3 protein-coding genes are annotated in these 3,871 nt (G+C 31.4%); all 3 read left to right on the top strand.

All coding sequences use genetic code 11. The features are described from left to right. Positions 1 to 526 precede the first annotated feature (526 nt). From AC13CQ_RS17900 to AC13CQ_RS17890, 3 genes are read left to right on the top strand one after another with little or no spacing between them, the layout of a single operon-like run. Positions 527 to 1,816, top strand: a complete 1,290-nt coding sequence (locus tag AC13CQ_RS17900; RefSeq protein WP_474507251.1) for a DUF5690 family protein — start codon at positions 527 to 529, stop codon at positions 1,814 to 1,816. Beyond that, positions 1,809 to 2,972 (top strand): TIGR03364 family FAD-dependent oxidoreductase, encoded by a 1,164-nt coding sequence (locus AC13CQ_RS17895; RefSeq protein WP_474507252.1) that lies wholly within the window; start codon positions 1,809 to 1,811, stop codon positions 2,970 to 2,972. The genes AC13CQ_RS17900 and AC13CQ_RS17895 overlap by 8 nt, the downstream gene beginning before the upstream one ends. A gap of 1 nt (position 2,973) precedes the next feature. Then, a complete protein-coding gene (locus AC13CQ_RS17890; protein ID WP_474507253.1) occupies positions 2,974 to 3,651 on the top strand; it encodes a phosphonatase-like hydrolase in 678 nt (225 codons plus the stop codon). Positions 3,652 to 3,871: the final 220 nt, after the last annotated feature.

The raw sequence follows: 3,871 nt of genomic DNA, 5'->3' as shown, positions 1-3,871 counted from the left end.
TGGCCAATCTACTTTTTAGTACAGACAATTGAATATGTCTCATAATTATGTAAAAACTATTGTAATGACTAAAATACACATTTATAGGAAATCCTTTCTAGGTACTATAAATTTTAGCCACAGATTCACGGATGTTGAATGAGTTGGTATTATAGTTATAAGAGGCAACAAAATATATCCGTGAATTCGTGGCCAATCTACTTTTTAGTACAGACAATTGAATATGTCTCATAATTATGTAAAAACTATTGTAATGACTAAAATACACATTTATTGGGAATCCTTTCTAAGTACTATAAATTTTAGCCACAGATTCACGGATGTTGAATGAGTTGGTATTATAGTTATAAGAGGCAACAAAATATATCCGTGAATTCGTGGCCAATCTACTTTTTAATACAAGCTTAATTATTCCAGAAAAACATCTTTTTTAAACATTTGGTAACTTAAAGGTAATTTTAAAAACATTACAAATAGTAATTATTTATCGAATTTTACATCCATAAATTTACTATTTGTAAACATTTTGAAATATACAAAAACAGATATTAAAACATTATTATATGGTTCTTTTGCTGCCTTTGGTACTTACTTTTGTATGTATGCCTTTAGGAAGCCATTTACTGTTGCTACTTATGAGGGTCTGAGTTTTTGGGAGGTGGATTATAAAATTATTCTTATAATAGCGCAGGTTCTTGGATATATGTTTTCAAAGTTTATTGGGATTAAACTTATTTCAGAACTCAGAAATAATCAGCGTTTATTGCTATTAATAACAATGATTGCAGTGGCAGAAATTAGCTTGGTGTTATTTGCCGTTGTACCAGCTCCCTATAATCTTGTTTTTATGTTTTTAAATGGACTTCCGTTGGGAGTGATTTGGGGGATTGTTTTTTCATATTTAGAAGGGAGAAAAACTACAGAGATATTGGGAGTAGTATTGTGCTCTAGTTTTATAGTTTCTAGTGGAGCCGTAAAGTCTGTGGGACTTATTTCAATGAGGTGGATTGGTGTTAATGAGTTTTGGATGCCTGCGGTGACAGGAGCAATATTTATAGTTCCTTTTTTAATATTCTCTTATCTTTTAGAACGAATCCCCTCACCAACACCAGAAGATATTTCCTTACGAACAGAAAGAAAACCAATGAGTAAAGTAGATAGGGCTAATTTGATTAAAACCTATTTTTTTCCAATTGTAATATTAGTGTTTTTTTATGCGGCTCTTACGGCATTAAGAGATTATAGAGATAATTTCTCTCGAGAGATATGGGATGCTTTAGGGCTCAGGGATAGTATAGCTATTTACACATTTTCTGAGATTCCAATAGCTATTTTAGTGCTTGTTATTTTAGGACTATTTGCTTTTATAAAAAGCAATTTTAGAGTTTTTATTTATTATCATTATTTGCTTTTTGGGGGAGCGTTCGTAATAGGGTTGCTTACGGTATTCTATCAATTAGAATTGATTAGCGAAATTTTCTGGATGATAAGCGTAGGCTTCGGATTATATATATGTTATGTGCCTTTTAATTGTATATTTTTTGACAGAATGATAGCAGCTTTTAGAATTAAAGGAAATGCTGGATTTCTTATTTATATAGCAGATGCTTTTGGCTATTTAGGAAGTATTGCCGTGTTGCTTTATAAGAATTTTGGTCAGGGGGGAGTATCGTGGTTAAACTTTTTCATTTATGGATGTTACCTTATTGCAGCGCTGGGTTGTATTGTTGCAGTGGCTTCTCTAAATTATTTTAAAAAGAAATATAAGTCTTCAGAAAAAAAAATATCACATCTTTTAAATATAGCTTATGAATAATATCGAGAAGTATGATCTTGTTGTTATTGGAGGAGGAGTATTGGGGAGTTTTCATGCTTATCATGCCATTAATAAAGGGTTAAAAGTAGCATTAATAGAGAAAAATAAAATACTTCAAGGGGCTACTGTTAGAAATTTCGGGCAAGTAGTTCCTTCTGGAATGAATACGAAATGGCAGACTTTTGGTAGGGAGAGTCTGAAAATATATAAGGAGATTCAATCAAAATTTGATATTTCTGTACGCCAAGAAGGATCGGTTTATATAGCTTCTAATGAGGAGGAAGTTAAATTATTACACGAGTTAAAAAAAATTAACCAAGCAAATAATTATACGTCCGAATTGTGGACTAAAGAAAAAACAATTAATAATTATGCAGGCATAAATGAGGCTTATGTAAAAGAGTCTTTATTCTTTCCTGATGAGGTTTTAGTAGAACCTCGAGTTATGATAAGCAAGCTTCATGCTTATTTACAAACAAAGGGATTAGCACTTTTTTCTGGAAAGACAGTGGTAAGAAATGAATCTGTAGGAGAATGTGTAAAAGTATTTACAGCAGACGGAATGGTTGTTACAGCCGAAAAAGTGATTATTTGTAATGGAAGTGATTTTGAGAATTTATATCCTGAATTATTTTCTGAAAGTGAATTAATAGTCTCCAAATTACAGATGATGGCAACCAAGCCTCAACCATTAAATTATAAAATGAAGGGGGCAATTCTTACAGGACTTTCTATAAGAAGGTATGAAGCTTTTTCCGAATGCCCTTCATTTAAAAAGATAAAAGAAAAAGAATCTTCTGAGAGTTTAGAAAAAAAATGGGGAGTGCATATTTTGTTTAAGCAAGCAGTAGATGGTTCTGTAATTATAGGCGATTCTCATGAGTATGCATCAGTTAAAGAAAAGGAAAGTTTAGGTTTTGATTTAAATATGGATATAGATCAATTTATTATTGAGGAGGCTAAAAAAATATTCTATTTACCAAATTATGCCATTCAGCATAGGTGGTATGGAATGTATTCGCAGTGTAAGGAAAGCGATATTTATTTGAAAACAATAGATAAAAATATTCATATCGTAACTGGAATTGGAGGAAAAGGAATGACAGGAAGCGCAGGTTTTTCTAAAGAAAATATTAATTCAATTTTTAATTTTTAAAATGCAAAATAAAATAAAACTTGCCGTTTTTGATATGGCTGGAACTACAGTGAACGAAGGTAATGTTGTATATAAAACCTTACAGAAAGCAATAAATAATGCAGGGTATAAAGTAGAATTAGACTTTGTGCTTACACATGGCGCTGGGAAAGAAAAGCATCAAGCTATTAAAGATGTTTTAGAAGAATTAAATGAAGATAAAAGTAAGTCGGATGTTATTTTTGAAGACTTCAAAGTATTACTGGATGAAGCATACAAAAAATTAGCGGTCAAAGCTTGTAACGGTGTTGAAGAGTTATTTAAATTACTAAAAAGTAACAATATTAAAGTTGCATTAAATACAGGGTACAATAAAGAAATTGCAACCTTGTTGTTGAATAAATTAAACTGGACAAAGGGAGAACAATATGATGTTTTAATTACTGCCGATGATGTAATAAATGGAAGGCCAAGTCCAGACATGATTTCTAAGGCAATGGAATTAACCAATGTTCTTGAGGCAGATAAGGTGTTAAAGGCTGGAGATTCTATTATAGATATTGAAGAAGGAAAAAATGCAAACTGTGCAATTACGGTAGGGGTTACTACGGGAGCTCATACAAAAGAGCAATTAATGAGTGCTCATCCTACTTATGTAGTAGCATCTTTATTAGAATTAAAAGATATATTGCTTAAATAAAGGTATTATATAAAGAAGTAAACAACTAGCATTTTAGAAGGTTGTTTACTTCTGTTTTCTGGTACGTGTGGAATTCTACGACACTATCCAAAATTTTGTGTAAACGCTTAAAGTGGGTTTAGCTCAAATTTAGAGTTGAACCCTATTTTCAAATATAGTTAAAAATTGATTTAAAATTAGTCCCCAATTATGGATAGGTTGCGTCCATTTTTTGGTGATT

The organism is Galbibacter sp. L-19 (genome assembly GCF_056857615.1).
The sequence above is the reverse complement of the archived record's forward strand: the minus strand, read 5'-3'. Positions and strand labels throughout refer to the sequence as shown.

Coding starts and splice junctions, on each gene's coding strand:
- AC13CQ_RS17895 (WP_474507252.1), top strand. CDS start 1,809: ATGAATAATATCGAGAAGTATGATCTTGTTGTTATTGGAGGAGGAGTA.
- AC13CQ_RS17890 (WP_474507253.1), top strand. CDS start 2,974: ATGCAAAATAAAATAAAACTTGCCGTTTTTGATATGGCTGGAACTACA.